The sequence below is a fragment of the Terrabacter sp. P5_B1 genome (assembly GCF_056400505.1).
The window spans coordinates 1-4,284 of record NZ_JBFULD010000345.1 but is presented as its reverse complement, the minus strand read 5'-3'; the positions used below and the strand labels follow the sequence as shown (position 1 = coordinate 4,284).

Sequence of the window (4,284 nt, the reverse complement as noted above, 5' to 3'; positions counted from 1 at the left end):
GTCCGACCCTCTCGGAGCCGCTGCGCACCGGCAAGGCCGGGCGCCTGCTCAAGGCCAGTCGCGCCCTGACGATCGGCGGGGCCATCGGCGCCGTCGCCCTCGGGGGCAACCGGGTCACCGCAGCACTGAGCGGGGCGGCCCTCATGGCTGCCTCGGTGTGCACCCGCTTCGGCGTCTTCGAGGCCGGCATGGTCTCGGCGATCGACCCGAAGTACACCGTCGAGCCGCAGCGAGAGCGGCTGGAGAAGCGCCGGGCCGCCGGCGTCGTCGACGACTCCATCACCACGGCGCGCTGACGCGCCGGACCACCAGACCAGAAGGGGAGCCCCATGAGTACCAGTGCGGTTCGGAACGACAGCACCGCCTCACCGGGCGGCAACCGGTGGCTCATCCTCGTGGCGGGAGTGCTCGTGCAGCTCGCCATCGGCGCCGTCTACGCGTGGAGCGTCTTCGCCAAGGCCATCCAGAGCCACGACGCCTTCGGCTGGTCCAAGGCGCAGGCCTCCGTGCCGTTCGAGGTCGCCATCGGCATGATCTTCGTCGGCAGCTACATCGGCGGACGCATCCAGGACCGCCGCGGCCCGCGGACCGTCGCCCTCACCGGCGGCATCATCTACAGCCTCGGCGTCATCCTCGCCTCGTTCGCCGACAAGGACCAGTTCTGGCTGCTCATCCTCGGCTACGGCATCCTCGGCGGCTTCGGCCTCGGCATGGCCTACATCGTGCCGATCGCCATGCTGCAGAAATGGTTCCCCGACAAGCCGGGCCTCATCACCGGCATCGCTGTCGCCGGCTTCGGCTTCGGCGCGGTCATCACCGCGCCCCTCGGCCAGCGGCTCATCGCCGCTGACCCGTCGATGCCGACCAAGGCGTTCCTGCCGCTCGGCATCGGCTACCTCGTCGCGGTGGTCATCGGCGCGAGCCTCTTCCGCAACCCGCCGGCCGGCTACGTCCCCCCGGGCATGGAGGCTCCCGCTGCGGGGCACAGTGCCGCCGCGCACACCAAGGACCCGGTCCCCGACGTCGACTTCACGGCCGAGGAAGCCCTGCGCACCCCGCAGTGGTACCTCCTGACCGCCATCCTCACCCTCAGCGTGACGGCCGGCATCTCGCTCATCTCCGTCGCCGCCGGCAGCGCGAGCGACGTGGCCGGCTACTCCGCCGCGGCGGCCGCCAGTCTCGTCGGCGTGCTGGGCCTGTTCAACGGCGGTGGTCGCATCCTCTGGGGCTGGCTCTCGGACCGGATCGGCAAGATGCCCGCGTTCATGGGGATCCTCGGCATCCAGGGTGTCTGCCTGCTGCTCATCCCGCACGTCGCGTCGCCGATCCTCTTCGCCATCCTCGCCGCGCTCGTCTACACCTGCTACGGCGGCGCCTTCGGCACGATGCCGTCGACGGCCGGTCGCTTCTTCGGCGTCCGCAACGCGGGGGCGATCTACGGCCTCATGCTGATCGGCTGGAGCATCGGCGGCATCGTCGGGCCGCTGCTCATCTCCTCGCTCATCGGTGAGCAGAAGGCCTACACGCTCGGCTTCACCGTCGTCGGCATCATCGCCCTCGTCGGCATGGCGCTGCCCATGCTGACGAMGAAGCCGGCCCCCCGGACGGGCACCCCGTCCGCCTCCGCCGCGACCCCCGGGGCCACCGCCGAGCGGCGCCGCTGACCGCTGGGGTCACTCACGGACGTCGGGCGGCCCCTCGGACAGGGGCAGCCCGTCGTCCAGCCACCCCTCGACCCCACCCACGACGTCGGTGGCCCGGGTCAGCCCCAACCGCCGCAGCGAGTCGGCCGCCAGGGAGCTGCTGTAGCCCTGGCGGCAGATGACGATGACGTGCAGGTCGAGGTCGGTGGCCTCCGGGATACGGGCCGGGCTCCTGGGGTCGAGCCGCCACTCGAGCACCGTGCGGTCGATGACGAGCGCGCCCGGCAGGTCTCCCTGCCGGGCGCGCTGCGTCTCGGTGCGGGTGTCGACGAGCAGAGCTCCTCGCGCCTGAGCGTCCCGGGCCTGCTCCGGCGTGAGCCGCCGCATGCCGACCCGGGCCTGCTCGAGCAGGTCGTCCAGACGGCTCATCGCACCAGCATGACGTGCTCGCCGCGGGGCAGCAGCTCGCCGATGACGGTGCCGCCCGGGATCTCGCCGGCGACGAGCAGGCCGCCGCTCGTCTGGGCGTCGGCCAGCAGGAGGAGCTCGTCGAGGTCGACGGAGGCGTCGAGGTGGGGGCGCACCCAGTCGAGGTTGCGCCGGCTGCCTCCGGGGACGAAGCCGTCGGCCAGCGACGCGCGTGCCCCGTCGAGGTAGGGCACCGCGGCGGCGTAGACGACGGCCGTCACGCCCGACGCGCGCGCCATCTTGTAGAGGTGCCCGAGCAGGCCGAAGCCCGTCACGTCGGTGGCCGCCTCCACGCCGTGCGCCAGGGCGTCGCGGCTCGCGACGTCGTTGAGCGCGGCCATGGTCGCGACCGCCTCTGGGAAGACCTCGCCCGTCGACTTGTGCCGGTTGTTGAGCACCCCCACACCCAGCGGCTTGGTGAGGCTGAGGGGCAGGCCCGCCCGGGCGGCGTCGTTGCGCAGCAAGCGGTTCGGGTCGGCCACGCCGGTGACGGCCATGCCGTACTTCGGCTCGGGGTCGTCGATGCTGTGGCCGCCGGCCACCGGGCAGCCGGCGAGACGCGCGACGTCGAGGCCGCCGCGCAGGACCTCGGCGGCCAGCTCGGGAGGAAGGACGTCGCGGGGCCAGCCGAGGAGGTTGACGGCCAGGACAGGTCGCCCGCCCATGGCATAGATGTCGGAGAGCGCGTTCGCTGCCGCGATGCGGCCCCAGTCGTAGGCGTCGTCGACGACCGGTGTGAAGAAGTCGGCCGTCGCCAGCACCGCGAGGCCGTCGGCGATCCGGACGGCGGCCGCATCGTCGCCGTCGTCGAGTCCGACGAGCAGGTCGGCGTCCGCCACCCCGGTGAGCCCGCGAACCATGTCCTCGAGCTCGCCGGGCGGGATCTTGCACGCACAGCCGCCGCCGTGCGCGAACTGGGTCAGTCGCACTCTGTCCACGCCAGCAGTCATACCCCACCCTCGACGGCGTATGCCGTCCGGCCCCCTGAGCCTGCCGAGCGGGCGATGGGTACGGTGGGCGTGGAGGTGTCCGGRCACCTGGTGGTCCCCCCGGTCTTCAACACCGGTGAGGCCGAGCATCTCGGCCTGGCGGGTTCGATTCCCGTCCACCTCCGCCAAATCTCTGCGGGAGAGGAAGTCGGTGTGGCGCAGGCAGATCCGCGGCGGACGGTCCCCCGCACCGACGTGCTGATGGCGCACCCGGACCTCGTCGCGGCCACCACCCGGCACGGTGCCGCGACGGTCAAGGCCGCGGTGCACTCCGCCCAGGCGCTCGCCCGCACGGGTGAGATCGCCCCGGACGACGTCGTGGCAGCGGCGCGCGCGGCTCTCCCGGCCCGGAGCACCACCCTCCGGCCGCTCCTCAACGCCACCGGAGTCGTCGTGCACACCAACATCGGTCGGGCACCGCTGTCGGACGCCGCGGTCGACGCGGTCGTGGCGGCTGCGGCATACGTCGACGTCGAGTACGACACCGTCACGGGGGCGCGGGCCCGGCGCGGTCGGGGAACGCTCGAGGCGCTCCGCGCGGCCGTGCCGGCTGCGGGCGACGCCCTCGTCGTCAACAACGGCGCGGCTGCGCTCGTCCTCGCCACGACCGCCCTGGCATCGGACCGGGAGGTGCTCGTGAGCCGCGGCGAGATGGTCGAGATCGGGGACGGCTTCCGGCTGCCCGACCTCATCGCCTCCACGGGCGCTCGCCTGCGCGAGGTGGGCACGACGAACCGCACCCGACTCGCCGACTACGCCGCGGCGCTCGGGCCCGACACCGGCTGCATCCTCAAGGTCCACCCGAGCAACTTCCGCGTCGAGGGCTTCACGAGCGCCGCGTCCGTCCGGGAGCTCGCGACGCTGGGCGTGCCCCTCGTCGTCGACATCGGGAGCGGGTTGCTGCGCGCCGACCCGATGCTCCCCGACGAGCCTGACGCCACGACGGCGCTCGCCGACGGTGCGACCCTGGTCACGGCCAGCGGCGACAAGCTGCTCGGCGGACCACAGGCCGGACTGGTCCTCGGCGATGGAGCCACGGTCGAACGACTGCGACGCCATCCCCTCGCTCGTGCGCTGCGCGTCGACAAGCTCACGCTCGCGGCTCTCGAGGCGACCCTGCGTGGGCCGGTCCCGCCGGTCACCGACTACCTCCACGTCGACCTCGACCGGCTCCTGGCCCGCAC

General features: G+C 73.0%; 4 protein-coding genes, 1 tRNA gene and 1 pseudogene. 4 read left to right on the top strand and 2 right to left on the bottom strand.

The genetic code is table 11. From position 1 onward, the window contains the following. Both AC1DP0_RS18815 and AC1DP0_RS18810 read left to right on the top strand, forming a co-directional pair. Positions 1–296, top strand: a pseudogene (locus AC1DP0_RS18815) (NrfD/PsrC family molybdoenzyme membrane anchor subunit); the annotation flags it as partial. Between the two features lie 33 nt (positions 297–329). Further along, positions 330–1,664, top strand: a complete 1,335-nt coding sequence (locus tag AC1DP0_RS18810) for an L-lactate MFS transporter (RefSeq protein ID WP_478087419.1) — start codon at positions 330–332, stop codon at positions 1,662–1,664. 9 nt (positions 1,665–1,673) lie between these two features. Here AC1DP0_RS18810 and AC1DP0_RS18805 read toward each other — a convergent pair whose 3' ends face one another. Together AC1DP0_RS18805 and selD are read right to left on the bottom strand one after the other, a co-directional pair. Further along, positions 1,674–2,072 carry a rhodanese-like domain-containing protein gene (locus AC1DP0_RS18805; protein ID WP_478087416.1) on the bottom strand — a complete coding sequence of 133 codons (399 nt, stop codon included), beginning with the start codon at positions 2,070–2,072 and terminating at the stop codon, positions 1,674–1,676. Continuing rightward, positions 2,069–3,061 carry a selenide, water dikinase SelD gene (gene selD, locus AC1DP0_RS18800; RefSeq protein ID WP_478087414.1) on the bottom strand — a complete coding sequence of 331 codons (993 nt, stop codon included), beginning with the start codon at positions 3,059–3,061 and terminating at the stop codon, positions 2,069–2,071. Before selD ends, AC1DP0_RS18805 begins: the two co-directional genes overlap by 4 nt. Before the next feature lie 71 nt (positions 3,062–3,132). Here selD and AC1DP0_RS18795 point away from each other — a divergent pair. Further along, positions 3,133–3,228: transfer RNA gene (locus AC1DP0_RS18795), tRNA-Sec, on the top strand. A gap of 25 nt (positions 3,229–3,253) precedes the next feature. Beyond that, a partial coding sequence (gene selA, locus AC1DP0_RS18790; RefSeq protein ID WP_478087412.1) for an L-seryl-tRNA(Sec) selenium transferase occupies positions 3,254–4,284 on the top strand: 1,031 nt, incomplete at its 3' end.